Here is a 26,411-nt window from a genome sequence, read left to right on the forward strand (position 1 = left end):
CAGTCCTCTGCTGATCGCCCAGATGAAGCGTTCGCGCGCGACCAAGTTCAATCTCTCCTGCGAGCCCAAAGAAGGATTTTTCGGATGAACAGAGGGATCATGCGGTTGTAGAATCGCTTTATCTCGGTCACAAAAGTTGCAAGGACTGAAACTTCTTTGTCAATTGCGCGCAGCAGGGTTTGGCTGGTTTCAGCGATGGCAGCGCGCGGATTGGATTCGCCGAGCATGATCTGGCGACTTTTGGCAATTTCAAGTTCGATCGACCCGACCTGCTCGCCCAGTTTCGTTAAAGAGGCGGCATTGCCCTTCAGAATTTTGGTATTTGATTGCAACATCATCAAAAGCGCAGTTGGCTCTGGCGAATCTGGCCATCCATGCTCCTTTACAATGTGAAACCATCGCCGGCGCTGATGCGAGATACCAATCTCTTCAATCCAGGAGGCGGTCGCGAGGAATCGCGCGTCAGAGTTCGGTGCCTCGTCGGTTTGCATGGCCTGACTATAGATTCGAAGATGTTCCTCTACGAAATGCGCATCTCCCGCCACCCTTCGAAAATACGCAGAAGCCGCTGCGGCATCGCCTGCATCGAATCTGGAGATCGCATCCATTAGATTCTCGACTGTCGTGGGTTTGGCCAAAACACCGACGCCAAGATTCATTCGGCGCCACGCCTGCATGTTTGCGGTGTTGAGCAACCCTGCAAAGCCGCGTGCGTCGCAGACGACAACGGCACATCCCACTGCCGCCGCCTCGATTGCCATGCGGGCGGTCGCAAACACGATATCATAGCCAAGCAAATCCTGTTCGAGCTGATGCGAAAATCGGCCTGTGGCAGGCCCCAGTTCATCTAGCTCGATGCCATTTTTGGCGCAGGCTTCACGAACCGCCGCTTGGTGATCGAAGTTCTTCGTCAACAACAGCCCTCTTCCGGGCCGCCGCCGTCGAGAGCTATTCCCCGCTCGCCGATGAGGCCCATTGTATACTCGAACGGGACCCCCAATGTTTCGACAGGGAACGTCTCATTTCCCAGCATTTTGATTGGGAGGGCTCATGGGCACCAGAATGGGAAATGATTGGCAAAGAGCGGGTCGCCGCTGGCATCTACCGCAGATGCATTACGTATAAGGACAATGTACAGCCTATTGCCAAGCGCCTGAAGTTTGAAGGTACTCGCATCTTGCACGCGGGATGATCTAGCCGGAAGCAGCGCCTTAACCACACGCACATCCAAAAAACCGCTGGCGATGCCCTCAACTCCGCGCTATGCGATACAGGGCGGCGGGGCGGAGGATTTGGCACATTAAGACACGTGGTCGGTGACGGATGACAGTCAATCGGCGCTACTTTATGCATAAGTCCTTGCGTCTGGAGTTCAGTACTACCCAATGACATCCTATGTAGAAGCCGTATCGGGACTTCGGCCGAAGATGCGGCGCGCCATTATAATGATCCAGGATCTGGTCATGGTCTTGGTCGCGGTGGCGCTGAGTCTCGGGCTTTCGCAGTCGAGACTTTCATTCGATGCGCTCTCCTGGCCGGGCCTGGCGTGCTGGGTGAGCATTGTTCTTCTCAGCCATCTCTTGTTTCGCTATTGCGGCCTCTACAACACCGTGTGGCGTTTCGCCTCCACGCCGGACTTCTTCAACATCCTGAAGAGCTGCGCGATCCTGACCGTCACGCTCTATGTCGTCTCGCTGGCGGTTCGATCGTTTCAGCCGGTGACCGGCCTCAACGAGCGCCAGTTCATCGTCTTTTTCCTCGTCTCCTTCACCATCATCTCGGCGCCGCGGCTTTACTACCGGTTTCTGCGCGACGGTGCGAGCTGGCGAATCCTGAGCCGTTACGCGAGCAATGTGGCGATCAAGCAGGCGTTGTTTGTCGGCAGGCTCGGCGAAGCAGACGTCATCATTAGGTTCACGCGCACGGCAGAGCCTGCCGAGTATTCCATCGCCGGCATCATGGCCATCGAGAACGGCGCGCCGTTGGGCACGCAGATCCAGGGCGTCCCGGTGGTGGCCGTGCGGCCCCACCTGGTCGAGGTGCTGGAAGAATATGCAAGAGGCACCAAAAGCCTCGACATGCTGATTTTCGGCAATGGCACCGAGCGCGAGATCGAGGAATACTCGGAGCTGGTCCGTGTCGCCCGTCACAGCGGCATCGCCGTCGTCCAGTTCTCCGGCGTCTCGGAGCTCGGGCAGGGCGGAAAGCTGGTTCTCGACGCTGTCGAGATGGAAACCATCCTGCGCCGCTCCACGGTTCCGTCGGACGTTGAGCGCATTGGCGGCTTCGTCAGCGGCAAGCGCGTCCTGGTGACCGGCGGCGCCGGCTCCATCGGCCGCATCCTGGTCAAGCGGTCGCTGGAACTCGGCGCCGAGGCGGTTCTGGTTGCCGACATCTCGGAGTTCGGGATTTTCCAGCTCGACCAGCAGGTCGACGAGAAGGATCATGCCCGGCTCAAGAGCCGCATCGTCGATGTCACCGACCGGCGCCAGATCACCCGCGTCGTCAGCGACTTCAAGCCCGACATCATCTTCCACGCCGCCGCGCTCAAACATGTGCCGCTGCTTGAGGAAAACTGGGAATCGGCGATCCAGACCAACATTTTGGGAACCCTCGTCTGCGCCGAGGTTGCCGCCAAATGCGGCGTGCCGCAGTTCCTGCTGATTTCCAGCGACAAAGCGGTCGATCCGACCTCGGTGCTCGGCATGACGAAACGCGCCGCCGAGCAGATCGTCTCTTCGCTGCACGAAACGCACGCCACCGAACCCAATGGCCGTCGCTCCGGCACCAAGTTCATCGCCGTGCGGTTCGGCAATGTCTTCGGCTCCAACGGCTCGGTCGCCACCATCTTCCAGGCGCAGATCGAGGCCGGCGGTCCGGTCACGATCACCGATCGGCGCATGACCCGCTACTTCATGACGGTGGCCGAAGCCGTCGACCTCGTCATCATGTCGGCAGCCGATGCCGAGCGGCGCCAGGGCAAGGACGATTACGCCATCTACATGCTCGACATGGGCAAGCCGGTGCCGATCCTCGAAGTCGCCGAAACCATGATCCGCATGGCCGGCAAAAGCCCCTACACCGACATTCCGATCCGTTTCACCGGGATCAGGCCGGGCGAGAAGCTTCATGAGGTGCTGCATGGCGGCAACGAGGAGATTGTCGCGCTCGATATCCCCAAGATCTTTGGCCTGCGAACCGATGTCGTGGGGTGGCCCAGGGTCCAGGCAGCGCTGACGTCGCTGCAGGCGGCCATGCGCGACCAGGACAAGGCCGCCGCGCTCGCCGTCATGGCCGGGCTTCATCAGGCGGAAGAGCCTCAAGCCGACGGACACCGCGAAATCATTGCGAAAACAGTCGGGCAAGCGGGTTAAGCCTGTCCTGATCGACCGGGATTGGTTATTGAAACCAACCCGATGGCCGTTCCCAGGCGTTTGCAGATGATTCTGAACCCGTGACCAGACAAGATCAGCGCGTGGCCGTGCTGCTGGGCACGAAAGATGGCGCGGCTTTCCTTGACGAGCAGCTCGCCTCGCTGCTTGCGCAGTCGCATCCTCTTGTCGACCTCTGGGTCTCCGACGACGGGTCGACGGATGGCACTTCTGCCATCATCGGCGCCTGGCAGAGCCGCTGGCCCAAGGGCCGGCTGACCCTGTCGAACGGTCCTCGCCACGGCTTTGCCGCCAACTTCCGCTCGATGATCATCGATGCGCGCATCGATGCCGACTACTACGCCTTCTGCGACCAGGACGACATCTGGGAGCCGGACAGGCTGGAGAGCGCTATTGCCTGGATGCAGGGGCACGATGCCGAAACACCGCTGCTGTTTTGCTCAAGGACCGCGACCATGTCCGAAACCGGAGCAGCGCAAGGCTATTCGCCGCTGTTCCTAAAGCCGCCGTCGTTTCGAAATGCTCTCGTGCAGAGCATTGCCGGCGGCAACACCATGATGATCAACCGCGCGGCGCGAAAGTTGCTGGCAACGGCATCGGCAAGAACCGAGTTCGTCAGCCATGACTGGTGGACCTATCTGATCGTCACTGCTGCCGGCGGCATTGTCCGCTATGATCCGCGGCCGCTGGTGCGCTACCGCCAGCATGAGGCGAACCTGGTCGGTGCCAACGTGTCGTGGAAGGCGCGGCTGTCGCGGCTGGGGCGCCTGTTCAAGGGCGAGTTCGCCATCTGGACCGATCACAATCTGAGCGGTCTGGCGGTCAATCGCGACATCCTCAGCAGGGATGCCGCCGCCTGTCTCGGCCTATTCATCAGGGCGCGCAAGGGCGGTGTCTTGCGACGCCTGCGTCTTCTCAGAAAAAGCGGCGTCTACCGGCAGACGCTGGGTGGTACGCTTGGGCTCTATCTGGCCTTCACCTGGCGGCGGATCTAGAGCATGCAGGGACGGCCATGAGGGGACCCAAGCGAGCTTTCGACCTCGTCGTGGCGGCGGTTCTCTTGCCGCTGACCTCGCCCGTCATCCTACTTGCCATGCTGGCAATCAGGCTGTCGTCGCCTGGACCCGCCTTGTTTTCGCAAATCCGGGTCGGACAAAATGGCGTGCCGTTTCGCTGCCATAAGCTGCGGACGATGGTTGTCGGAACGCCGTCTCTGCCCTCGCATCAGGCGCCGGCAAACTCCGTCACTGCCGTCGGCGCGGTGCTGCGAAAATTCAAGATCGACGAGCTGCCGCAGCTGTGGAATGTGCTGAAGGGCGAGATGAGCCTGGTCGGGCCGCGCCCATGCCTGCCCACGCAAACGGAGCTGATCGAACGCCGTAGGCAATTGGGTGTGCTTGCGGCGCTCCCGGGCATTACCGGGCTGGCGCAGATGAAAGGCATCGACATGTCCGACCCGAAACTTTGCGCCGAGATCGATGCCGAATATCTCAGGATGGCCGCGATCGGCCTCGATATCCGCATTCTCGTCGGTACGATCTTCTACCGCGGTTGAGCAACGCCGGATTTATAGCGGCGCGCAAGCTCGGTCAGTTGTTCGAGCGTGTCGGTCCGCGGCGCCCAGCCTTCGGAGACCAGCAGGGATGGATCGCAAATCTGTGTCGCTGTGATCGCGTCCCATGCTTTGCGTTTGCCCAGTAAGGTCAACACTGCCCGCATCACGCCGGCGGGAACTTTGGACAGTTTCAACGAGTAGCCATAACCGTCCCGGAAAGCCCTGATGATGGATGAGACCGGCAGCGGCGGCAGATCGCAGGCGACGTAGACGGGGCGAAGCGGCTCCGGACGGCTGAGCAGATACACCGCCGTGTGTGCAGCCGCCTCGCACGACATCAGCGATCGGATGCCGCTGAAGATTGCCGCCGGGAGCGACAAGGCCATAGGTATGCCGCCCAGGCGCATCAACGTCGCCAGGTTTCCCTTCATGCCTTCGCCATAGATCGACGGCAGGCGCAGCGCCGTGGCGTCGGTAGGTCTGGACGCATAGGCTTCCAGCGTCCTGATCTCGCCTTCGCGTTTCGAGCGCCCATAGGCGCCTTGCGGGGCTGGCGGCGTCGCCTCGCTGATGGTTCCGCTGAAGCCGGGACCGACTACTGCCCGGATCGAAGACAGATAGATGAAGCGCCCGCTGGCCTGCGCGGCGGCCGCGCGCGCCAACTGGGCGGTCAGTGTCGCATTGGCGGCCAGGAAGTCGGCCTCGCTCGCCTTGCGGTCATTGTTGAGAGCCGCACAGTGGACGACATGGGTGATATCTGGCATCAGCGCCTGGAACGCGCTGGCGGGCGCGTCGAACTCCGGCAACTTGACGGCATCGCTCGCGGGGTCGAGCCGCTCCGGGTGACGCGATGCCATGCGCACCTCGAACCCTGCTTCGCCAAGCTGGTTGACGACCTGCCTGCCGATGAAGCCCGTCGCGCCTGTGACCAGCACTTTCACGGCTGGCTTGCCTGCGGCGTCGAGGCCGGTTCGGGCAACGCCTGTTGGTGGCCCGAAGCAAGATAGGTCCCGGATACCAGGAACACCATCAGTGTCGAATCGAGGATGTCGTGGCCGATCAGGATGCCGGTCAGGCCGGCGATCAGATAGGTGATCACGGTAGCGACGATCATCGTGGCACCGAACCGCTCGATGGTGTCGGTGCTGGTGCGCAGAACGATTGCTGCGTTTCTGGCGGCAACGACGAACACAGCCGCAAGCGTGGTGGCGCCGATGAGCCCGGCCTCCACCAATGCGGTCAGAAAGCCGTTGTGGAAATGGCTGAAGCCCGTATATGGCATGTTGAACTGATTGTTGAATCCATCCTTTATCAGCTCGCGGCTTGCAGCAATGCCGTGACCGAAAATCGGCATGTCGTGGAAAGCGCCGAGGCCGATCTGCCAAAGCGCGGCGCGGAAGCCGAGCGCCGTGGCATGGTCACCTTTCGTGGCCAGCGCATCCCAGTCGCTGAACAGGAAAGCTGCACGCTCGTAAATGATCGGGAGTCCGATGGCGGCGATAACCACGCCGATCGCGGCAGCAATCAGCAGCAGACGAATGGCGTTCCGGCTGGTGAGCCTGCGCCGGTTGATCAGCAGGACGGCAATGCCGGCCACCGGCAGTGCCAGCCATATGATCCGCGACCCCGAGTAGAGGATGGCGACCGCCCCGGCCAGCGCTGCGCAGGCAAGCAGGACCTTGTTCTTTTCGACGTTTGAAAGGGCGCCCGCCAGGCACATCAGAACACTGAGGCAGGCGACCGTCGCGAATACGATTGGATTGCCGGCACCGCCTTCGGCTCGTACGCCCAGCCAGTAATGTTGCACGATCGCCAGCAGCAGGGCGCCAAAACATGCGGCAGCGCTCGCCAGCACGACGATGCGCGCCAGCGTGGTTTTCTCGGTGATGCTCCAGGTTGCGTATGAGACAGGGAAAAACAGGAAGGTGATCAGCCCTGCCAGGTGAGGCGCATCCTTGGCGATCGAATTGTTGACGATAGAGGCGAGCACGAAGGCTGCACAATAGGCATAGATGGCCACCGTCATCGCGACCATTGGCCGGTCGATGTTGAAGCGCCGTCTTTTCAGGGCAAGCAGAAACACCGACCACAGGCCGCCGCCATTGAACATAAAGCTGACCGCCGACCCCAGCACAGGTGGGCAAAAGAAGCAGAGAATGGAGAAGGTGATGTTGATCCGTGACGGCGAGAGGTGCTGCTTGATGGTGGAAATCGGGGTCAATGCTCTGGTTCACAATGCGCTGGGGTCGCGTGGCGACGGACGGTGTTTGGTGGCGACTTTTTTTGCAGCATCCCGCCCGGCGCGGGTTCAGGAGCCGGTATAGCGGCTGGGTCCGGTTTTCGATAGTGCGGCGAGGATCTTGCAACCATCGAAATCCGTGGCGTGGCCGCATCGCATAGCGAAAGCATCCACCGGCCCGACCGTTTTCCCGAGGGTTCCGCCAAGATTTTTCCCGGCCTTTGAGGGCTATCAATCTGCTGGGCAGAAATTTCCGGATTCCGGGCTTTTCATGGAAAATTCGTTCCTTATCGGCTTGGCCGCCGGCCTTTCCAGCGTTGTTATATCAGGTGGCGATCTGCTAGAACGCCGGCACGAACCGATAGTGTCCAGCAGTGAAGCTTGAACCGGGCGGCTGAAAAGGACGCCCGATCCATCTGATGCAAGGTCTGGATGGCACGAGAGAACGCTCACAGTCCATGAACATCGCGCTTACGCATTTGCAGCGGCTCGAGGCCGAATCCATCCACATCTTCCGTGAGGTTGCTGCCGCCTTCTCCAAGCCGGTGATGCTCTATTCCGTCGGCAAGGATTCCTCCGTGCTGATGCATCTGGCGATGAAGGCCTTTTATCCGGCCAAGCCGCCTTTCCCCTTCCTGCATGTCGACACCACCTGGAAGTTCCGCGAGATGATCGCCTTTCGCGATCAGATGGCGCAGAAGCTCGGCTTCGACCTGCTCGTCCACGTCAATGAAGACGGCGTGCGCGACGGCATCAATCCCTTCGACCACGGCTCCAACACCCACACCCATGTGATGAAGACTGTGGCGTTGCGGCAGGCGCTCGACAAATACGGTTTCGACGCCGCCTTCGGCGGAGCGCGGCGCGACGAGGAGAAGTCGCGCGCCAAGGAGCGCATCTTTTCCTTCCGCAACGCCCAGCATGTCTGGGACCCGAAGAACCAGCGGCCGGAAATGTGGAAGATCTTCAACACTCGCATCGCGCCGGGCGAATCGATCCGCGTCTTTCCGCTGTCGAACTGGACCGAACTCGACATCTGGCAGTACATTCTGCAGGAGAACATTCCGATCGTGCCGCTCTATTTCGCCAAGGAGCGGCCGGTGGTCGAACGCGACGGCATGCTGATCCTCAAGGACGATGACCGCATGGCGCTGCGACCCGGCGAGACGGTTGAGAACCGGCTGGTGCGTTTCCGCACGCTCGGCTGCTATCCGCTGACCGGCGCTATCGAATCCGACGCCGACACGCTGGAAGCCATTGTCGGCGAGATGCTGACGGCGCGCACCTCCGAGCGCCAGGGCCGCCTCATCGATCGCGATGAAGCCGGCTCGATGGAAAAGAAGAAGCGCGAGGGGTATTTCTGAGTATGCGCCACATCCTGGCCAAGAGCCTCGCCCCCACCGATGGCATCCGTGAATATATGGCGACACAGGAGAAGAAGTCGCTGCTGCGCTTCCTCACCTGCGGCTCGGTCGACGACGGCAAGTCGACGCTGATCGGCCGCCTTCTGTCCGACACCAAGCAGATCTTCGAGGATCAACTCGCAGCACTCGAGCGCGATTCCCGCAAGCACGGCACCACCGGCGACGACATCGACTTCGCGCTTCTGGTCGACGGCCTCGAGGCCGAGCGCGAGCAAGGCATCACCATCGACGTCGCCTACCGCTTCTTCGCCACGCCCAAGCGCAAGTTCATCGTCGCCGACACGCCCGGCCACGTACAATACACCCGCAACATGGCGACCGGCGCTTCGACCGCGGATCTCGCCATCGTGTTGATCGATGCGCGCCAGGGCGTGCTGCGCCAGACCCGGCGCCACTCGATCATAGCCTCGCTGCTCGGCATCCGCCACATCGTGCTGGCCGTCAACAAGATCGATCTCGTCGCTTTCGACCAGGCGGTGTTCGACCGCATCGTCGAGGATTACCGGCAGTTCTCGCACGAACTCGGCTTCCAGACGATCGTGCCGATCCCGATGTCGGCCCGCTACGGCGACAATGTCACCAGCCGCTCGGACAAGACGGCGTGGTATTCCGGCCCGTCGCTGATCGAGCATCTCGAAACCGTGTCGGTCGACGAGGCCGCCGTCGGATTGCCGTTCCGGTTTCCGGTGCAGTATGTCAACCGACCCAATCTCGATTTCCGCGGCTTTGCCGGCACCATTGCGTCAGGCTCCGTCGCTCAGGGCGACGAGGTGGTCGTCGCCAAATCCGGCAAAGCCTCGCGGGTCAAGCGCATCGTCGCGCACGGTGGCGATCTCGCCCAGGCCGTCGCCGGCCAGGCCATCACCCTTGTGCTCGACGACGAGGTCGAGGTCTCCAGAGGCAACTTGCTGGTGTCGCCAGCGGCGCGGCCGCAGGTCGCCGACCAGTTCGCCGCCAACATCGTCTGGTTCGACGAGGCAGCGCTGCTGCCGGGCCGTTCCTACATTCTGCGCACCGAAACCGACCAGACCAGTGCAACCGTCACCGACCTGAAATACCGCGTCAACGTCAACGACTTCGCCCGCGAGGCGGCGAAGTCGCTCGACATGAATGAAGTCGGCATCTGCAACATCTCGACCCGCGCGCCGATCGCCTTCGACACCTTCGCCGACAACCGCACCACCGGCGCTTTCATCCTGATCGACCGCATCACCAACGCCACCGTCGGCGCCGGCATGATCCTGCATACGCTGCGCCGCGCCGAAAACATCCACTGGCAGTCGCTCGATGTCGGCAAGCGCGGCCGCGCCGACCTGAAAGGCCAGCGCCCTGCAGTGTTCTGGTTCACCGGGCTTTCCGGCTCGGGCAAGTCGACAATCGCCAATTTGCTCGAGAAGAAACTGTTCGCCTCGGGACGCCACACCTACATTCTCGACGGCGACAATGTCCGCCACGGCCTCAACCGCGATCTCGGCTTCACCGATGCCGACCGCGTCGAAAACATCCGCCGCGTCGCCGAAGTGGCCAAGCTGATGGCCGATGCCGGGCTGATCGTCATCGTCTCCTTCATCTCGCCCTTCAGCGCCGAGCGCCGCATGGCGCGCGAGCTGATGGCCGACGGCGAATTCGTGGAGGTGTTCGTCGATACGCCGTTCGAGGAATGCGCCCGGCGCGACCCGAAGGGCCTTTACGCGCGGGCGCTGAATGGCGAGATCAAGAACTTCACCGGCGTCGATTCACCGTATGAAGCCCCGGAAAAACCGGAAATCCATCTTAAGACACTCGGCAAGACGGCCGAGGAGATGGTAGAGGCTCTGGAACACTGGCTGAACGAGCGCGACATTGCTGAAGACCAATACGAAGCCGGCGGCGGCATCTGACGACGAGGTGATGCTGGCCGTATTGGAGCGCCTGGCGCTCGATGCAGGACGCGAGGTGATGCGGGTCTTCAAGGCCGGCTGCGCGGTCGACAAAAAGTCCGACTCCTCGCCGGTGACGGAAGCCGACCGCGAGAGCGAGACGATCATCCTTGCCGGCCTGCGTGCGGCTTATCCCGATATTCCCTGCGTGGCCGAGGAAGAGGTCGCCGCCGGCATCGTGCCGCCTGATCTCGATGGCGCCTTCTTCCTGATCGATCCGCTCGACGGCACCAAGGAATTCGTCAACCGCAGGACCGATTTCACCGTTAACATCGCGCTTGTCCGGCATGGCGTGCCGGAAGTCGGCGTCGTCTTCGCGCCCTGTAGCGGGCGGTTCTTCTCCGGACGGCCGGGCAGGGCCGAAACAATCGAGGTCGATGGCGACTTCCGGATCGTCGGCCGGCGACGGATTTCGGTCAGGACGGCGGTGACGCCGCTCGCCGTCGTGGCGAGCCGCTCGCACAACACACCGGAGACCGAAGCCTTCATCAGGGACCTCGGCGCCGCCGAGATCGTCTCGGTCGGCTCATCGCTGAAATTCTGCCTGCTCGCCGCCGCCGAAGCCGACATCTATCCGCGCTTCGGCCGCACTATGGAATGGGACACCGCGGCCGGCGACGCCGTGCTGCGCGCCGCCGGCGGCATGACACGCACGCTGGACGGCGAGCCGCTCACCTATGGCAAGCGCGAGCAGAGCGACGACGCGGATTTCGCCAACCCGAATTTTATTGCGAGCGGGAAGGCAGCGGACGCGAGCGCGTAATCTCCCCCCTTGAGGGGGAGATGGCCGGCAGGCCAGAGGGGGTCGCCGCGCGTGAAGCGCCAACCTCTTTCTGTAGTAAGGAGGCCGAGCCCGGTCGAACCGACCCCCTCTGTCGCCTTCGGCGACATCTCCCCCTCAAGGGGGGAGATCATCTAGTCCTACGCCGCCGCTACATGCGCCGAGTTTGACCCAATATAATTGCGGATCGTCTCGATGATGCGGTTCTGATCGGCTTCGCTGAGATAGGGGTGCATCGGCAGGCAGAGGATACGCTTCGGCAGGTCCTCTGACACGGCGAGGCCGGTCGGCGTGCGCGGATAATTCTTGTAGGCGATCTGCTGGTGCAGCGGCTTCACATAATAGATCACCGACGGGATGCCCTTTTCGCCGAGATGCGCCCGCAAGCCGTCGCGCTTCGGCGTCTCGATGGCATATTGCGCCCAGGCCGAGCGGCCACCACCCAGATTGCGTGACGCCTTCACGATGTCGCCGAGACCTTCGGCATAGCGCTTGGCCACCACCTGGCGGGCGACCATCTCGTCTTCGAGGATGGCAAGCTTCTCGATCAGGATCGCCGCCTGGATCGTGTCGAGGCGTGAATTGATGCCGACGCGAACATTGTCGTACTGCGTTTCGCCCTTGCCGTGGAAGGCAAACGATCTGAGCTGGTCGGCCAGCGCATCGTCATTGGTGAACATCGCGCCGCCATCGCCGTAGCAGCCGAGCGGCTTTGCCGGATAGAAGCTGGTCGAACCGACATGGCCGAAGGCGCCGCACATTGTGCCGTCTGACGAGCCGCCGATCGACTGCGCCGCATCTTCAATCACCAGCAATCCTTCGCGCTTGGCAATCGCCATGATCGCCTCATAGTCGGCGGCAAGCCCGAACAGGTTGACCGGAATGATCGCCTTCGGCTTCAGCCGGCCTTCCTTCTTGATCATCGCAATCGCCGCCTCGAGGCTGGCGATGTCGATGTTGTAGGTCTCGGCGTCGACATCGACGAACACCGGTTCGGCCTTGGCCAACGCCACCACTTCCGCCGTCGCGGCGAAGGTGAAGCTCGGCACGAACACCGCGTCGCCCGGGCCGATGCCGGCGGCAAACAGCGGCAGCAGCAGCGCGTCGGTGCCGTTGGCGCAGGCCACGACATGCTTGGTGCCGACATAGGCGGCGAGCTTGTTTTCGAATTCCGTGACCTGCGGCCCGAGGATATAGCGGCCTTCCTCGACGACATTGTCGATCGCGGCCTTCAGCCGGTCGCGGATACGTTCGCGCTGCGCGCCAAGATCGATGAACTGCATGTCGGCCTCAAAACGGTAATGCGCGCGGTCCAGGGAACAACGATACGCGCAGAAACAACAACTTAACCGGCCCGCTGGTACCAGAGTTGGGCCGGTCGAGAAAGCCGGACCGGCCAGGCGGCCGGCAGCCGAGGTGTCGCAGCCCGTTACCTCAGGTTTTTGCCACGCTGCAGCAAGATGCCGGAAATCCGGGCTTTCCAGGACGTGACGTGGCTAATTTATCGCGTCTTTCCGGCTCGCGGAAACATAAAGTGATCGGCTCTCATGGGCGGCTAGCGGCCGGATGAAGCATGGATCAGGCGATTTCATGCCGCCAGGGCGGATTGGCGCCGGCTCGTGACACCGTCACCGCCGCCGCCTTGGAACCGAGCGTCAGCGCCTGGCGGATGGCCTCCTCGGAAAGGCCACCCATCTCAGCCTTGATGAGCAGGCCTTGCTCGTGCAGCGAGGCCAGAATGCCGGCATTGAAAGTGTCGCCGGCGCCGACCGTGTCGACCACCTCCACCTTTTGCGGCATCACGGTGACCTTGTGCTCGCGGCTGTAGCCGACGGCGCCTTCGCCGCCATGGGTGACGACGATCAGCTTCGGCCCCCGGTCCAGCCAGTTGCGGATGACATCTTCATGCGAGCCGGCCTCACCGAACCAGAGCAAATCCTCATCCGACAGTTTCACGATGTCGGCCATTGCCATCATCGAGCGGATGCGACGGAGATGCCTGGCCTTGTCGGGGATGAAGTTCGGGCGGATGTTGGGATCGAGCATCATGACGCGGCGCTGGTGCTCGCGCTTCATGAACTCCTCATAGGCAGCACCCGCCGGATCCGAGATCAGGCTGATGGCGCCAAACAGCATGGCTTCGATCTCGGCGCCGAGTTCCGGCAGATCCTCTGTCGTCAGCATGCGCCCGGCGGTGTTCTCGTCGTAGAAAGTGTAGGTCGCCTGACCGTTGGTGAGCCGCACGAAGGCCAGCGTGGTGGGGCGAGGGGAGGTGTGCGCATAGGTGGAGCTGACCTTGCTTGCCCCCAGCGCCTCGCGGAACTGGCCGCCGAACAGATCCGACGACAGGCCGGAAAAGAAGCCGGCGGGCGCGCCGAGGCGGCCAAGCGCGATCGCCGTGTTGAACACCGCGCCGCCGACATAGGGCGCAAAGGCCGGCTCGCCCAGCGTCGTGGTGCGCGGCAGCATGTCGATCAGGGCTTCGCCGCAGCAGAGGATCATGTCTCAGGACTTTCCGGCGGATAGATCACGCCTTTGCGGATGATGATGTTGGCGTAGAGCCTGGGCTCACCGGTCGCGACGATCGCATACGCCGACCGGACGCGTGCATAGAAGTCGGCGCCGGCCAGCGCAACCACCTTGCGGCCCGGCGCACGCTTGGTGCAGATCGCCTCGATCTCGCGGTGGACCGGATCGGCAACGGAGGGATCGCCTTTGACCGAGGCGCGAAAAAGCGCTTCCGGCACGAAGTCGTCCACCGGCAGCACGCTCAATATGGCGTCGAGCACCGGTATCAGGTGATGACCGTCGGCTCGCACCAGCCGGTTTGCCTGTTCTTCCGCCGGGTAGTTGCCGTCGACGAGCGCAATTTCGTCGCCATGGCCCATGGCGCGCAAGGTCGCCAGAAGCTCCGGACCGAGCAGCGACGGAATACCGATCAGCATTCAGGTGCTCCTGGAAATCGTGGTCGAACCGATGAGGAAGCGTTCGGACAGCGGCAGGCTGGCGCCACCCAGCGCGCGGGCATGGATGCCGACGGTGCCTTCGCGCACGTCCGGCAGCTTCAGGCCTTCACCGTCGATCGTGCCGATCGTCTGCCTGACGGCATCGACGAGGCGACGCCGTACTGCGAGCGGCATCCAACCATCGATCACCGCGGCCTCGAAATCGATCACCGAGGACGCTGCGACAATGGCGTAGGCAAGCGCTCGCGAGGCGCTGGCGATCCAGTCGTCCAAATCGGCGCCGATGTCGCCCCATTCCTGCGGTGAGGTCCAGAGATAGGAGCCGTCGATGCCGCGCGCGCTGAGCGCCTTTTCCAGCATGGCGATCGAGGCGACGTCGATGAGCTGTGTCGGCTTGCCGTCCGGCCCCGGCACCGGCATCGAGCCCAGCGCCCCGGCATTGCCGGTCGGTCCGCCAAAAAGCCGGCCGTTGAGCACGATGCCGCCGCCGGCAAAGGCGCCGATGTAGAAATAGACGAAGTCGCGCACGCCGCCGGTTTGGCCGAACACCAGTTCGGCGCCACAGGCTGACGTCGCGTCGTTCTGCAGATAGACCGGGAATTCGCATTGCGACTGGATGTCGGCGCGGATGTCGCGATGGCGCCATTCGTCCATGATGTCGCGTGGCGCACCCGCCGTATCGGCCCAGTTCCACAGTTCGAACGGCATGGCGATGCCGAGCCCGGCAATGCGCTTGTCCTGCGCCGGTGTCAATTCGGCGCGCATCGTCTTCATGCCCGATGTAACGAACTCCACCGTCTCGCGTGGCGCCGGATAGCGGTAGGAGTGCTGCAGCATCGAGCGCACATGCCCAAGGAAATCGATCAGCACCAATTCGGCGCTGCGGCGGCCGATTTTGAGGCCGATGAAGAAGGCGCCTTCGGGGTTCAGCGCCATCGGGATGGAAGGCTGGCCGATCTTGCCGCGCAACGGCGCCTGGCGCACCAGCAGGCTGTCTTCCTCCAGCTCGCGCATGATGACCGACACGGTCTGCGCCGAAAGCCCGGTCATGCGCGCAATGTCTGATTTGGCCAGGCTGCCATGCTGGCGCACCAACGACAGCACCAGCCGCTCATTGTGGTCGCGCATGCCGCTCTGGTTGGTGCCGCGGTGCAGGCGGCTGTCAGCCGCCTCGGGCGAACCGTGCCTTGCAGTGCCGGTTTCCACCCTTATTCCTCCCGTTGTTTCCCCTCACTGCTTTTGGGTTAGAATGAGTGAACGGTGCAACTGTGTCAATAATAAATAAGAGTGATTTAATTATTGACAGCCCCGGCCGACTGGTGTCTTTTGAGGGCGCGTCCACACTGGGAGAACTTCAGTGGATGCGCCCGAGATGCCGGTTGGCGGCATCCGCATGGTTCCATGGGAGGAAGATCGTGACCAAAGCATTATTGAAGTCCACCGTGTTCGCCGCGGCGGGCCTCGGCCTGATGGCCTTTGCCTCTACGGCATCGGCCGCCGGCGTCGGCGCCTGCCTGATCACCAAGACCGACACCAATCCCTTCTTCGTCAAGATGAAGGAAGGCGCTACGGCGAAGGCCAAGGAAATCGGCGTCGATCTCAAGTCCTACGCCGGCAAGGCGGAAGGCGACAATGAAGGCCAGGTTGCGGCGATCGAATCCTGTATCGCCGACGGCGCCAAGGGCATTCTGATCACCGCCACCGACACGGCGGCAATCGTGCCGGCGGTGAAGAAGGCCCGTGATGCCGGGGTGCTGGTGATCGCGCTGGATACGCAGCTCGAGCCGGCCGACGCGGCGGACGCGACATTCGCAACCGACAATTTCAAGGCCGGTGAGCTTATCGGCTCCTGGGCCAAGGCAACCTTGGGGGACAAGGCCAAGGATGCCCATATCGCCTATATGGATCTGATTGCCAGCCAGCCTTCGGTCGACGTGCAACGCGACCAGGGCTTCATGAAGGGCTTCGGCATCGACCTCGGCGATCCCAAGAAGATCGGGGACGAAACGGATGCACGCAATGTCTGCCACGATCTGTCGAGCGGCAACGAGGATGGCGGCCACACTGCCATGGAGAACTGCCTGCAGAAGGATCCGGACATCAACGTGGTCTACACCATCAATGAACCGGCGGCTGCCGGCGCCTATCAGGCGCTGAAGGCAGTCGGCAAGGAGAAGGACGTTCTGATCGTCTCGGTCGACGGCGGCTGCCCCGGCGTCAAGAACGTTGCCGAGGGTGTGATCGGAGCCACCTCCCAGCAATATCCGCTGCTGATGGCCTCCCTCGGCATTGAGGCGATCAAAGCATTTGCCGATAGTGGCAAAAAGCCCGAACCGTCGCCGGGCCTGAATTTCTACAACACCGGCGTGACGCTGATCACCGACAAGCCTGCAGCCGGCATCGAGTCCATCGACACCAAGGCAGGGCTCGCCAAGTGCTGGGGTTGATTTGAACCTCCGATCGGCTCAATCTTGAGACAACGATAAGAAGAGAATTGCGCGAGGTGGCCACAGCCGCCTCGCGCAAAAGGCGGGGAGGCCGTTTTGAGCGTTGAAACCACCAAGGCCAGCGGACCACAGGAGTTCGAAAAGACTTTGGCCGCAAGCGACACCAGCGTCGCTTCCTTCGACACCCATTCGCGCACGCCGCTGGAGAGTATCCAGCACCGGCTGCACAAAAGCCCGGCCATGGTGCCGTTGATCATCCTGTTGCTTTCGGTGATCCTGTTTGCCATCGTCGTCGGCGGACGCTTCTTTTCGCCGTTCACGCTGACGCTGATCCTGCAGCAGGTGGCGATCACCGGCATGGTGGGCATCGCCCAGACTCTCGTGGTGCTGACCGCCGGCATCGACTTGTCCGTCGGCGCCATCATGGTGCTGAGTTCGGTCGTCATGGGTCAGTTCGCCATGCATTACGGCGTCCCGGCCCCGGTTGCCGTTGCCGTCGGGCTTCTGGTCGGGGCGCTGTGCGGCTTTATCAACGGCATCCTCATCGCCCGGGTGAAGTTGCCGCCCTTCATCGTCACGCTCGGCACGTGGTCGATCTATGCGGCCATCAACTTCATTTATTCGGGCAACGAGACCATCCGCAGTCAGGATCTCGAAACGAATGCACCGTTGCTGCAGTTCTTCGGCAATTCGTTCAAGGTCGGCGGCGCGGTGTTCACCTATGGCGTGCTGCTGATGCTGATCATGGCGGCGATCGCCTGGTACGTGCTCAACCATACCGCCTGGGGACGACATGTCTATGCGGTGGGCGACGACCCGGAGGCGGCCGAACTGTCGGGCGTTCGCGTCGACAGGATGCTGCTTGCGGTCTATACGCTCACGGGCATCATCTGCGCCATTGCCGGCTGGGCCCTGATCGGGCGCATCGGATCGGTGTCGCCACAAGCAGGTCAGTTCGAGAACATCAACTCGATCACCGCCGTGGTGATCGGCGGCACCTCGCTATTCGGTGGGCGCGGTTCCATTCTCGGGACCATCTTCGGCGCACTTATCGTCGGCGTGTTTGCGCTCGGCCTGAGGCTCTGGGGCACGGATCCGCAATGGACGCAATTGTCCGTCGGCGCCCTTATCATCGTGGCGGTTGGCATCGACCAGTGGATCAGGAAGATATCGGCATGACCCAGGCTCAGGACCCTATTCTCACCGCCCGCGGGCTCGTCAAACGCTATGGCCGCGTCACCGCCTTGGACAACGCCGACTTCGACCTCTATCCGGGCGAAATCCTTGCCGTCATCGGCGACAACGGCGCCGGCAAGTCGTCGCTGATCAAGGCGATTTCCGGTGCGGTCACGCCCGACGAGGGCGAGATCCGCCTCGATGGCAAACCTATCGCTTTCAAGTCGCCGATGGAGGCTCGCGAAGCGGGCATCGAGACCGTCTATCAGAATCTGGCGCTTTCGCCGGCGCTGTCCATCGCCGACAACATGTTCCTCGGCCGCGAAATCCGCAAACAGGGCTTCCTGGGACAATGGATGCGCATGCTCGACCGTCCGGCAATGGAAAAGCGCGCCCGCGACAAGCTCACCGAACTGGGCCTGATGACCATCCAGAACATCAGCCAGGCGGTGGAGACGCTCTCGGGCGGTCAGCGCCAGGGCGTGGCGGTGGCACGCGCCGCCGCCTTCGGCTCGAAGATGGTGATCATGGACGAGCCGACCGCAGCCCTTGGCGTCAAGGAGAGCCGCCGCGTGCTCGAACTGATCCTGGACGTCAAGAAACGCGGGCTGCCGATCGTGCTGATCTCGCACAACATGCCGCATGTCTTCGAAGTCGCCGACCGTATCCATATCCATCGGCTGGGGCGTCGCCTCTGCGTCATCGATCCCAAGCAATATACGATGTCGGATGCCGTGGCTTTCATGACGGGAGCCAAGGTTCCGCCGGAGGCGGCGCTCGCGGCCTGATCCGCTCGACGGATAAATTGCCGCAGGGGCAACCGGCGGCATATCGATCTAAATCGATTGAATGTATGTTGCAATGCACTAGGATGGGCTGGGACTGACAGCGAAAGCCGGTATGATCGCAGCACGATCACGAGAGGCAGTATGACGCGAACAATGACAGCCAAAGCCCCTGTTCTCGAAATCCCCGATCCCAAGACGCTCGCCGACGAGGTTCTGTCGGCACTCAAATACCGGGTCGGCAAGGGCACCTCCGTCGCCACCCAATATGACTGGCTGACAGCCTCGATCAAGGTCGTGCGCGACCGCATCGTCGATCACTGGATGCAGGCGACGCAGGAGGCCTACGCCCAGCAGGAAAAGCGCGTCTACTATCTGTCGCTCGAATTCCTCATCGGCCGGCTGATGCGCGACGCCTTCTCCAATCTCGGCCTGATGGACAATATGCGCGAAGCGCTGAAGTCGCTCGGCGTCGACCTCGACCTCATCGCCGGGCTCGAGCCGGACGCCGCGCTCGGCAATGGCGGTCTCGGCCGGCTCGCCGCCTGCTTCATGGAAAGCATGGCGACTGTCGACATTCCCGCGCATGGCTACGGCATCCGCTACGCCAACGGCATGTTCCGCCAGGAAATCCATGACGGCTGGCAGGTCGAACTGCCCGAGACCTGGCTCGACCACGGCAACCCCTGGGAATTCGAACGCCGCGAACGCGCCTTCGAGGTCGGCTTCGGCGGTTCGGTGGAATCGATCACCTCCAAGGACGGAAGGCTCGAACGCCACGTCTGGAAGCCGACCGAACATGTCCAGGCCGTCGCCTACGACACGCCGGTGGTCGGCTGGCGGGCCAACCGGGTCAACACGCTGCGGCTATGGTCCGGCATGCCGATCGACCCGATCCTGCTCGACAAGTTCAACGCCGGCGACCACATCGGCGCGCTTGCCGAAAGCAACAAGGCCGATGCGCTGTCGCGCGTGCTTTACCCCGCCGATTCCCACAAGGCAGGGCAAGAACTCAGGCTCCGCCAAGAGTATTTCTTCTCCACCGCCTCGCTGCAGGACATCGTCCAGCGCCATCTCAGCCAGTATGGCGATCTTGTCTCGCTGCCCGACAAGGCGGCGATCCATCTCAACGACACCCATCCGGCGATCGCCGTGCCGGAGCTGATGCGCCTGCTGATGGACGTCCACGGCATGGATTTCGACCAGGCCTGGGACATCACCAAGCGCACCTTCGGCTACACCAACCACACGCTGCTGCCCGAGGCGCTGGAAAGCTGGCCGGTGCCGCTGTTCGAGCGGCTTTTGCCGCGCCACATGCAGATCGTCTACGCCATCAATGCGCAGGTGCTGCTCGAAGCGCGCGCCACCAACCAGTTCTCGGGTGAGCAGATCAGCCGCATCTCACTGATCCAGGAAGCCGGCGACCGCCGAGTGCGCATGGGCAACCTCGCCTTTGTCGGCTCGCACTCGATCAACGGCGTGTCGGCGCTGCACACCGAGCTGATGAAGGAGACGGTGTTTGCCGATCTCCACAAGCTCTATCCCGACCGCATCAACAACAAGACCAACGGCATTACGCCGCGGCGCTGGCTGATCCAGTGCAACCCAGGCCTCACCGCGCTTACCCGCGAGGCGATCGGCGACCGCTTCCTCGACAATATCGACGCCATCAAGGGGCTCGATGCCTTTGCCGACGACGCCGCCTTCCGCGACAAGTTCGCCGCCGTCAAGCGCTCCAACAAGGTCAAGCTCGCCAATCTCGTCGCCGATCGGCTCGGCATCAAGGTCGATCCGTCGGCGCTGTTCGACATCCAGGTCAAACGCATCCACGAATACAAGCGCCAGCTGCTCAACATCCTCGAGGCGATCGCGCTCTACGACCAGATCCGCTCGCATCCCGAACGCGACTGGATGCCACGCGTGAAATTCTTCGGCGGCAAGGCGGCGCCGAGCTACCACAACGCCAAGCTGATCATCAAACTCGCCAACGACGTCGCCAAAGTCATCAACAGCGACCCGTCGGTACGCGGCCTGCTCAAAGTGGTGTTCGTGCCGAACTACAATGTCAGCCTGGCCGAAGTGCTGATGCCGGCTGCGGACCTGTCCGAACAGATCTCGACCGCCGGCATGGAAGCTTCGGGCACCGGCAACATGAAGTTCGCGCTCAACGGCGCCTTGACCATCGGCACGCTCGACGGCGCCAATGTCGAGATCAAGGAGTGCGTCGGCGACGACAACATCTTTATCTTCGGCCTGACCACGGCCGAAGTCGCCGAGCGGCGCAACAATGGCTACAACCCGCGCGCCGTGATCGAAGGATCGCCGGAACTGGCGCAGGCTGTCGCCGCCGTCTCGTCGGGCGTGTTCTCGCCCGACCAGCCGGATCGCTACCGCGAGCTGATCGACGGTCTCTACAACACCGACTGGTTCATGGTCGCGGCCGATTTCGACGCCTATGCCGCTACCCAGCGCGATGTCGACGCGGTCTGGCGCAACAGTCCCGACTGGTACGCACGCGCCATCCGCAACGTTGCCCGCGTCGGCTGGTTCTCTTCCGATCGCACGATCCGCCAATATGCGAAAGAAATCTGGAACGTACCCGCCTGATATGATTGCATGAGGCCACGAACAATGGGTCTTGTGCACAAGAACAAGAACTGGCTCCCCGGGAGGGAAATCGGCTGATGAGGAAACCGCGCGTGACCGCTGCGACAAGCGGGCCGGACGGGCTGGCACCAGCCGGCGATGTCGCGGCGATTGTTGCCGGTACGCATGGCGATCCCTTCGCGGTTCTGGGCGTGCATGAAGCCGGCAAGGGCTTCGTCGCTCGCTGCTTCGTGCCCAATGCCGAGTTCGTCACCGCCTATACGCTGACCGGCAAGGAGGTCGGCGAACTCTCACGCCGCGACGATGCCGGTTTCTTCGAGGGCAAGGTTTCGATCCGCAAACGCCAGCCGCTGCGCTATCACGCCAAAAATGCCGGTGGCGACTGGTGGCTGACCGATCCCTATTCGTTCGGCCCGGTGCTCGGCCCGATGGATGACTATTACATCGCCCAAGGGTCGCATCTCAGACTGTTCGACAAGCTCGGTGCCCATCTCATCGACCATGAAGGCGCGTCGGGCGTGCATTTCGCCGTCTGGGCGCCCAATGCGCGCCGCGTCTCCGTGGTCGGCGATTTCAACGAATGGGATGGCCGCCGGCACACGATGCGCGACCGCCGCGACACCGGCATCTGGGAGCTGTTCATTCCCGATATCGGCGCTGGACGGCCCTACAAATACGAGATCATCGCCCCCGACGGCGTGCGCCTGCCGCTCAAGGCCGATCCGTTCGCCTTCAAATCCGAGCTGCGCCCGGCCACCGCTTCGGTGACGGCGGTGCCGCCGGCGCATGAATGGGGCGACGATGCGCACCGCAGCTACTGGCGCAAGGCCGATCCCCGGCGCGAAGCCATCTCGATCTACGAGGTCCATGCCAGTTCGTGGCAGCAGCACGACGACGGCAGCTTCCTGTCATGGGACGAACTCGCCGACCAGCTGATTCCCTATGCCGTCGAAACCGGCTTCACCCACATCGAATTCCTGCCGATCTCCGAACATCCCTATGACCCGTCTTGGGGTTATCAGACAACCGGACTTTATGCCCCGTCGGCGCGCTTTGGCGACCCGGACGGCTTCGCCCGTTTCGTCGACGGTGCGCACCGCGCTGGCGTCGGCGTCATCCTCGACTGGGTGCCGGCGCATTTCCCGGTCGACGCGCATGGCCTGGCCAATTTCGACGGCACAGCACTTTATGAGCATGCCGATCCGCGCAAGGGTTTCCACCCCGACTGGAACACAGCGATCTACAATTTCGGCCGCCGCGAGGTGGTGTCGTTTCTCGTCAACAATGCGCTGTTCTGGGCCGAGAAATACCATGTCGACGGTTTGCGCGTCGATGCGGTCGCCTCGATGCTCTACCTCGATTACTCGCGCAAGGCCGGCGAATGGATCCCCAACGAGAAGGGCGGCCGCGAAAACCTCGAAGCGGTCTCCTTCCTGCAGAAGATGAACAAGGAGCTCTACGGCCACCATCCCGGCGTGATGACGATCGCCGAGGAATCGACCTCATGGCCGAAAGTCTCGGCGCCGGTGCATGAAGGCGGGCTGGGCTTCGGCTTCAAGTGGAACATGGGCTTCATGCACGACACGCTGGAGTATTTCGCCAAGGAGCCGATCTTCCGCAAGCACCATCACAACGACCTGACCTTCGGCCTGACCTACGCCTTTTCAGAGAATTTCGTGCTGCCGCTCTCCCATGACGAGGTCGTACACGGCAAAGGCACGCTGCTTGGCAAGATGGCCGGCGACGACTGGCAGAAGTTTGCGACTTTGCGCGCCTTTTACGCCTTCATGTGGGGATATCCCGGCAAGAAGCTGTTGTTCATGGGCCAGGAATTCGCCCAGCGCCGCGAATGGAGCGAGGCGCGCGCGCTCGACTGGAACCTGCTCGACTTCCGCCCGCATCGCGGCGTCTGGCAGACGGTGCGCGACCTCAACTATCTCTACCGCTCGCGCCCGGCGCTGCATGCGCGCGACTGCGAGCCGGACGGCTTTTCCTGGCTGATCGTCGACGACAAGGAAAACTCGGTCTTCGCCTGGCTGCGCAGTGCGCCGGATGGCAATCCCATCGCCGTTATTTCCAACTTCACGCCAGTGCCGCGCGATAATTATCGCGTGCCGTTGCCCAAGGTCGGCAAATGGCGCGAAATCATCAACACCGACGCTTCGGACTATGGTGGTTCGGGCAAGGGCAATGGGGGCGTTGTCGAAGCCAGGGCGGAGGGAGGAGGCATATCGGCCACGATGCTTTTGCCGCCGCTGTCGACGATCATGCTTGAACTCGTTACGGAGTGAGCAGTGCTCCAGACTGGTAATTTGGGAGGGTAAAAATGGCAGACTTGAAGAGAACCCAGCCGCTGGCGCGCGATGCCATGGCCTATGTGCTGGCCGGCGGCCGCGGCAGCCGGCTCAAGGAATTGACCGATCGGCGCGCCAAGCCCGCTGTCTATTTCGGCGGCAAGACGCGCATCATCGATTTCGCGCTGTCCAATGCGCTGAATTCCGGCATTCGCCGCCTCGGTGTCGCCACCCAATACAAGGCGCATTCGCTGATCCGCCACCTGCAGCGCGGCTGGAACTTCCTGCGCCCCGAACGTAACGAAAGCTTCGACATCCTGCCGGCCAGCCAGCGTGTCTCGGAAACCCAGTGGTATGAAGGCACGGCCGACGCCGTCTACCAGAACATCGACATCATCGAGGCCTACGGCCCCGAATACATGGTCATCCTGGCCGGCGACCACATCTACAAGATGGACTACGAACTGATGCTGCGTCAGCACGTCGACGCCAACGCCGACGTTACCGTCGGCTGCCTCGAAGTGCCGCGCATGGAAGCGACCGGCTTCGGCGTCATGCACGTCGACGGCAAGGATAACATCATCGCCTTCGTCGAAAAGCCCGCCGATCCGCCCGGCATTCCCGACAAGCCGGAATTCGCGCTGGCCTCGATGGGCATCTATGTCTTCAAGACCAAGTTCCTGATGGAGCAGCTGCGCCGCGATGCCGCCGAGCCGGGTTCGAGCCGCGACTTCGGCAAGGACATCATCCCCTATATCGTCCAGCACGGTAAGGCGATCGCGCATCGCTTCGCCAAATCCTGCGTGCGCTCGACCGCCGAGAACGAGGCCTATTGGCGTGACGTCGGCACGGTCGACGCCTATTGGGAAGCCAATATCGACTTGACCGATATTACCCCTGAACTCGATCTCTACGACCGCGACTGGCCGATCTGGACCTATGCCGAATTGAAGCCGCCGGCAAAGTTCGTGCATGACGAGGACGGCCGGCGCGGTTCGGCCGTCTCCTCGCTGGTATCAGGCGATTGCATCGTCTCGGGTGCTTCGCTGAAGCGCAGCCTGATCTTCACCGGCGCGCGCATCAACTCCTATTCGACGCTGGAAGAAGTCGTCATGCTGCCCGACGTTCATGTCGGCCGGAACGCAAAGTTGAAGCGCGTCGTTATCGACCACGGTGTAAGGATACCGGAAGGTTTGGTGGTCGGCGAAGACCCCGCTCTCGACGCCAAGCGCTTCCGCGTTTCGGAAAAGGGCATCTGCCTGGTCACGCAGGACATGATCGACAAGCTGAAGCTTTGAAGCAATTCCAGGAAAAGTGTGAAACGGTTTTCCGTCCGGAATTGCGCAAAACAAAGAGTTAGACAGGATACCATAAACGCATGCAGGTTCTGTCGGTCACGCCCGAAATTTTCCCGCTGATCAAGACCGGCGGACTTGCCGACGTGACCGGCGCACTGCCGATCGCCCTTGCCGCCAAGGGCGTGACGATGCGCACGCTCATTCCCGGCTTTCCGCAGGTGATGGACGCCTTCAAGAAAAGGAAGGCCGTCTACCAGTACCCGCTGCTGCAGGGCGGTAAGGCTTCAGTCCATGCCGTGAAGATTGCCGGGCTCGATCTGTTCGTGCTTGACGCGCCGCATCTCTACGACCGCCCCGGCGGCCCCTACGGCAATGCCGCCGGCGCCGACTGGCCCGACAACTGGCGGCGCTTCGCGGCGTTGAGCCAGGTCGGCGGCGACATCGCCGGTGGCGCCATCTCCGGTTACCAGCCCGATCTCGTCCATGCCCATGACTGGCAGTCGGCGATGACGCTGGCCTATATGCGATACGGCAAGGCGGTCGGCGTGCCGTCGCTGATCACTGTGCACAACCTTGCCTTCCAGGGCCAGTTCGGCGCCGGCATCTTCGGTGAGCTCGGCCTACCGGCGGTGGCGATGGCGCTTGACGGCGTTGAGTATTATGGCGGCGTCGGCTTCCTCAAGGCCGGCCTGCAGGCCGCCTGGGCGATCACCACGGTCAGCCCGACCTACGCGCAGGAAATCCGCTCGCCCGAATTCGGCATGGGCCTCGACGGCCTGATCAACATGCGATCCTCGGACCTCTACGGCATCGTCAACGGCATCGACACCGACATCTGGAACCCCGAGACCGACAAGCATCTGGTGTCGGCCTATTCCGCGCAGACGCTCAAGGCTCGCCTTCCCAACCGGGCGGTTGTCGAGGACCGTTTCAATCTGGAGCACGACGACAGCCCGATCGTCTGCGTGATCAGCCGGCTGACCTGGCAAAAGGGCATGGACATACTGGCAGCGGTGGTCGACGGCGTCGTCGCCACCGGCGCGCGGCTGGCGATCCTCGGCTCGGGTGACGCCGGCCTCGAAGGCGCGCTGCTTGCCGCCGCCGCCCGCCATCGCGGCCGCGTCGGCGTTGTCGTCGGTTACGACGAGGGCTTGTCCCACATTATGCAGGGCGGCTGCGACGCCATCGTCATCCCGTCGCGCTTCGAGCCCTGCGGGCTGACCCAGCTTTACGGCCTGCGCTATGGCTGCGTGCCGGTCGTAGCCCGCACCGGCGGCCTTGCCGACACCATCATAGACGCCAACGAAGCCGCGATCTCGGCAGGTGTAGCCACCGGTTTCCAGTTCGCGCCCAACAATGGCGGCGCCATGCTGCACGCCATCCGCCGGCTGGTCGACGCGCATGCGAGCCCGGCGGTGTGGGAACAGATCCAGCGCCAGGGCATGAAAGCCGATGTTTCCTGGGACAAGAGCGCCGACAAATACGTTGAACTCTACCGCCTGTTGCTTTCGAAAAGGGTTGCCTGAAG

Annotated in this window: 20 protein-coding genes; 13 read left to right on the forward strand and 7 right to left on the reverse strand. The window is 62.5% G+C overall.

Features of this window, described 5'->3' with window-relative positions; all coding sequences use genetic code 11:
* Window positions 1-47: 47 nt before the first annotated feature.
* A complete protein-coding gene (locus ACYHH6_RS15610) occupies window positions 48-914 on the reverse strand; it encodes a hypothetical protein (protein WP_352584726.1) in 867 nt (288 codons plus the stop codon).
* 471 nt (window positions 915-1,385) lie between these two features.
* Here ACYHH6_RS15610 and ACYHH6_RS15615 point away from each other — a divergent pair, with 471 nt between their 5' ends.
* From ACYHH6_RS15615 to ACYHH6_RS15625, 3 genes are all read left to right on the forward strand, one after another.
* On the forward strand, window positions 1,386-3,374 hold the full coding sequence (locus ACYHH6_RS15615) for an SDR family NAD(P)-dependent oxidoreductase (protein ID WP_352584728.1): 1,989 nt from the start codon (window positions 1,386-1,388) through the stop codon (window positions 3,372-3,374).
* Window positions 3,375-3,454: 80 nt separating this feature from the next.
* On the forward strand, window positions 3,455-4,387 hold the full coding sequence (locus ACYHH6_RS15620; RefSeq protein ID WP_352584730.1) for a glycosyltransferase family 2 protein: 933 nt from the start codon (window positions 3,455-3,457) through the stop codon (window positions 4,385-4,387).
* A gap of 17 nt (window positions 4,388-4,404) precedes the next feature.
* Window positions 4,405-4,947 (forward strand): sugar transferase, encoded by a 543-nt coding sequence (locus ACYHH6_RS15625; RefSeq protein ID WP_352584732.1) that lies wholly within the window; start codon window positions 4,405-4,407, stop codon window positions 4,945-4,947.
* On the opposite strand, the gene ACYHH6_RS15630 is transcribed toward ACYHH6_RS15625, so the two are convergent.
* Window positions 4,935-5,888, reverse strand: a complete 954-nt coding sequence (locus ACYHH6_RS15630; protein ID WP_352584734.1) for an NAD-dependent epimerase/dehydratase family protein — start codon at window positions 5,886-5,888, stop codon at window positions 4,935-4,937. The two genes, ACYHH6_RS15625 and ACYHH6_RS15630, sit on opposite strands and share 13 nt — an antisense overlap.
* Window positions 5,885-7,168: an O-antigen ligase family protein gene (locus ACYHH6_RS15635; RefSeq protein WP_352584736.1), complete on the reverse strand. Its 1,284-nt coding sequence runs from the start codon at window positions 7,166-7,168 to the stop codon at window positions 5,885-5,887. The genes ACYHH6_RS15630 and ACYHH6_RS15635 overlap by 4 nt, the downstream gene beginning before the upstream one ends.
* 476 nt (window positions 7,169-7,644) lie before the next feature.
* Here ACYHH6_RS15635 and cysD point away from each other — a divergent pair, with 476 nt between their 5' ends.
* From cysD to cysQ, 3 genes are read left to right on the forward strand one after another with little or no spacing between them, the layout of a single operon-like run.
* Window positions 7,645-8,550 carry a sulfate adenylyltransferase subunit CysD gene (gene cysD / locus ACYHH6_RS15640; RefSeq protein WP_112564045.1) on the forward strand — a complete coding sequence of 302 codons (906 nt, stop codon included), beginning with the start codon at window positions 7,645-7,647 and terminating at the stop codon, window positions 8,548-8,550.
* 2 nt (window positions 8,551-8,552) lie between these two features.
* Window positions 8,553-10,490 (forward strand): sulfate adenylyltransferase subunit CysN, encoded by a 1,938-nt coding sequence (cysN, locus tag ACYHH6_RS15645; RefSeq protein WP_352584739.1) that lies wholly within the window; start codon window positions 8,553-8,555, stop codon window positions 10,488-10,490.
* Window positions 10,491-10,500: 10 nt separating this feature from the next.
* A complete protein-coding gene (cysQ, locus tag ACYHH6_RS15650) occupies window positions 10,501-11,292 on the forward strand; it encodes a 3'(2'),5'-bisphosphate nucleotidase CysQ (RefSeq protein ID WP_352585232.1) in 792 nt (263 codons plus the stop codon).
* A 158-nt stretch (window positions 11,293-11,450) separates the two neighbouring features.
* Here the strand turns inward: cysQ and ACYHH6_RS15655 are convergent, their stop codons facing one another.
* The 4 genes from ACYHH6_RS15655 to ACYHH6_RS15670 form a co-directional block, all read right to left on the reverse strand.
* Window positions 11,451-12,593, reverse strand: a complete 1,143-nt coding sequence (locus ACYHH6_RS15655; protein ID WP_352584741.1) for a DegT/DnrJ/EryC1/StrS family aminotransferase — start codon at window positions 12,591-12,593, stop codon at window positions 11,451-11,453.
* 295 nt (window positions 12,594-12,888) lie between these two features.
* Entirely contained in the window at window positions 12,889-13,812 is a 924-nt protein-coding gene (locus ACYHH6_RS15660) for a carbohydrate kinase family protein (RefSeq protein WP_352584743.1), read from the reverse strand.
* The gene (locus tag ACYHH6_RS15665) at window positions 13,809-14,255 is read right to left on the reverse strand and encodes an RbsD/FucU family protein (protein ID WP_192256452.1); all 447 of its coding nucleotides are present in this window, start codon (window positions 14,253-14,255) and stop codon (window positions 13,809-13,811) included. The genes ACYHH6_RS15660 and ACYHH6_RS15665 overlap by 4 nt, the downstream gene beginning before the upstream one ends.
* Entirely contained in the window at window positions 14,256-15,482 is a 1,227-nt protein-coding gene (locus ACYHH6_RS15670) for an ROK family transcriptional regulator (protein WP_112564057.1), read from the reverse strand.
* Window positions 15,483-15,745: 263 nt separating this feature from the next.
* Here ACYHH6_RS15670 and ACYHH6_RS15675 point away from each other — a divergent pair, with 263 nt between their 5' ends.
* From ACYHH6_RS15675 to glgA, 7 genes are all read left to right on the forward strand, one after another.
* A complete protein-coding gene (locus tag ACYHH6_RS15675) occupies window positions 15,746-16,723 on the forward strand; it encodes a sugar ABC transporter substrate-binding protein (RefSeq protein WP_246501755.1) in 978 nt (325 codons plus the stop codon).
* 96 nt (window positions 16,724-16,819) lie between these two features.
* The gene (locus ACYHH6_RS15680) at window positions 16,820-17,902 is read left to right on the forward strand and encodes an ABC transporter permease (RefSeq protein ID WP_352584746.1); all 1,083 of its coding nucleotides are present in this window, start codon (window positions 16,820-16,822) and stop codon (window positions 17,900-17,902) included.
* Window positions 17,899-18,687: an ATP-binding cassette domain-containing protein gene (locus ACYHH6_RS15685; RefSeq protein WP_192256459.1), complete on the forward strand. Its 789-nt coding sequence runs from the start codon at window positions 17,899-17,901 to the stop codon at window positions 18,685-18,687. The genes ACYHH6_RS15680 and ACYHH6_RS15685 overlap by 4 nt, the downstream gene beginning before the upstream one ends.
* Before the next feature lie 141 nt (window positions 18,688-18,828).
* The gene (locus ACYHH6_RS15690; RefSeq protein WP_352584749.1) at window positions 18,829-21,291 is read left to right on the forward strand and encodes a glycogen/starch/alpha-glucan phosphorylase; all 2,463 of its coding nucleotides are present in this window, start codon (window positions 18,829-18,831) and stop codon (window positions 21,289-21,291) included.
* 77 nt (window positions 21,292-21,368) lie between these two features.
* Entirely contained in the window at window positions 21,369-23,582 is a 2,214-nt protein-coding gene (gene glgB, locus ACYHH6_RS15695; protein WP_352584751.1) for a 1,4-alpha-glucan branching protein GlgB, read from the forward strand.
* Window positions 23,583-23,617: 35 nt separating this feature from the next.
* Window positions 23,618-24,883: a glucose-1-phosphate adenylyltransferase gene (gene glgC / locus ACYHH6_RS15700; RefSeq protein ID WP_112564064.1), complete on the forward strand. Its 1,266-nt coding sequence runs from the start codon at window positions 23,618-23,620 to the stop codon at window positions 24,881-24,883.
* 80 nt (window positions 24,884-24,963) lie between these two features.
* Entirely contained in the window at window positions 24,964-26,409 is a 1,446-nt protein-coding gene (gene glgA, locus ACYHH6_RS15705; RefSeq protein ID WP_352584753.1) for a glycogen synthase GlgA, read from the forward strand.
* Window positions 26,410-26,411 lie beyond the last annotated feature (2 nt).

This window comes from Mesorhizobium sp. P171375 (assembly GCF_057786075.1).

Coding starts and splice junctions, on each gene's coding strand:
- cysD (WP_112564045.1), top strand. CDS start 7,645: ATGAACATCGCGCTTACGCATTTGCAGCGGCTCGAGGCCGAATCCATC.
- glgC (WP_112564064.1), top strand. CDS start 23,618: ATGGCAGACTTGAAGAGAACCCAGCCGCTGGCGCGCGATGCCATGGCC.
- ACYHH6_RS15665 (WP_192256452.1), bottom strand. CDS start 14,255: ATGCTGATCGGTATTCCGTCGCTGCTCGGTCCGGAGCTTCTGGCGACC.
- cysQ (WP_352585232.1), top strand. CDS start 10,501: ATGCTGGCCGTATTGGAGCGCCTGGCGCTCGATGCAGGACGCGAGGTG.
- ACYHH6_RS15685 (WP_192256459.1), top strand. CDS start 17,899: ATGACCCAGGCTCAGGACCCTATTCTCACCGCCCGCGGGCTCGTCAAA.
- glgB (WP_352584751.1), top strand. CDS start 21,369: ATGAGGAAACCGCGCGTGACCGCTGCGACAAGCGGGCCGGACGGGCTG.
- glgA (WP_352584753.1), top strand. CDS start 24,964: ATGCAGGTTCTGTCGGTCACGCCCGAAATTTTCCCGCTGATCAAGACC.
- ACYHH6_RS15625 (WP_352584732.1), top strand. CDS start 4,405: ATGAGGGGACCCAAGCGAGCTTTCGACCTCGTCGTGGCGGCGGTTCTC.
- ACYHH6_RS15690 (WP_352584749.1), top strand. CDS start 18,829: ATGACGCGAACAATGACAGCCAAAGCCCCTGTTCTCGAAATCCCCGAT.
- ACYHH6_RS15660 (WP_352584743.1), bottom strand. CDS start 13,812: ATGATCCTCTGCTGCGGCGAAGCCCTGATCGACATGCTGCCGCGCACC.
- ACYHH6_RS15675 (WP_246501755.1), top strand. CDS start 15,746: ATGGCCTTTGCCTCTACGGCATCGGCCGCCGGCGTCGGCGCCTGCCTG.
- cysN (WP_352584739.1), top strand. CDS start 8,553: ATGCGCCACATCCTGGCCAAGAGCCTCGCCCCCACCGATGGCATCCGT.
- ACYHH6_RS15655 (WP_352584741.1), bottom strand. CDS start 12,593: ATGCAGTTCATCGATCTTGGCGCGCAGCGCGAACGTATCCGCGACCGG.
- ACYHH6_RS15615 (WP_352584728.1), top strand. CDS start 1,386: ATGACATCCTATGTAGAAGCCGTATCGGGACTTCGGCCGAAGATGCGG.